This window comes from Streptomyces sp. LS1784, from assembly GCF_020103755.1.
GTDB lineage: Bacteria > Actinomycetota > Actinomycetes > Streptomycetales > Streptomycetaceae > Kitasatospora.
Map to the genome: position 1 here is coordinate 1 of NZ_JAHSQD010001122.1, position 1,067 is coordinate 1,067.

Sequence of the window (1,067 nt, forward strand, 5' to 3'; positions counted from 1 at the left end):
CCGGGTGCGGCCGGGGGGCCGGGGTCCGGGCCCGCGCCCCAGCTGCTGCGCAGCCGGTCGGCGGCGGCCGAGGCCGAGCGGTCGGCCTGCACGTTGGTCCACCACAGCGAGTAGGCCACGAACAGGCCGAGCACCAGGCCCAGCGTGATCAGCAACTCGCCGAAGACCCCGAGCGCGGCCAGCGCCCGGCTCCGTCCCCGCCCGGCCCGCGGCTCGGGCGGCGGGAAGGCCTCCTGCGCCGGTTCGGCCGACTGCGCGGTCTCGTCCTGCATCTGCGGTGCTCCCCCTCCGGGCCGGGCGGCCGGGCGGCTATCCGCCCGTGATCGCGGCCGGCTTGCCCTGGGCACGCGGCCGTTCCTCGATCATCTTGCCAAAGACGATGAGACGGAACTTGGAGGTGAACTCCGGCGTACAGGTGGTCAACGTGATGTAGCGGCCGGGACCGGCGTACCCGGCGCCGTTCGGCACCGGCTTGATCACGCTCACGTTGTTGGGGGAGGTCTCCGGGATGCCCCCGGTGACCTCGTAGGTGTAGTAGCCGGCGGCGGTCTCCACCACGATCTTGTCGCCCTTGCCGAGCTGGTTGATGTACCGGAACGGCTCGCCGTGGGTGTTGCGGTGGGCGGCCAGCGCGAAGTTGCCCGCCTTGTCGCCCGGCATCCCGGTGCCGGTGTAGTGGCCGACCAGGCCGTTGTCGAGCACCGCCGACTTGGAGGTGCCCTCGGCGATCGGGAACTTCAACCCCAGCTTGGGCAGGTAGATGATGGCGAAGCCCTTGCCGGGCTCGAACACCTCGGGCTTGTTCGGGTCCGGGGCCGGCCGGCCCGGCTGTGCGGGCGGGGCAGCCGCGTTGAACTGCTGCTCCAGCTGGTTGCGGGCCCCGTCGGCGGCCTCGTCGGCCTGCACGTTGGTCCACCAGAGCTGGTACGCAACGAAGAGCAGCATCACCAGGCCGAGCGTGATGCACAGCTCGCCGACGCCCCGGGCGGCCACCACGAGCACGGACTCCCTGGGGCGCACCCGCCCGGCGGCGCGGCCGCCCGCCCGGCGCCGGCCGCTGCCCGAAC

The 1,067-nt window shown here is 73.2% G+C and carries 1 protein-coding gene and 1 pseudogene; both read right to left on the bottom strand.

Features of this window, described 5'->3' with window-relative positions; all coding sequences use genetic code 11:
• Positions 1-272: pseudogene (locus tag KS423_RS46065) on the bottom strand (class E sortase); the annotation flags it as partial.
• 37 nt (positions 273-309) lie between these two features.
• Positions 310-1,067, bottom strand: a 758-nt coding sequence (locus KS423_RS46070) for a class E sortase (protein WP_224285599.1), incomplete at its 5' end; no start/stop codon positions are given.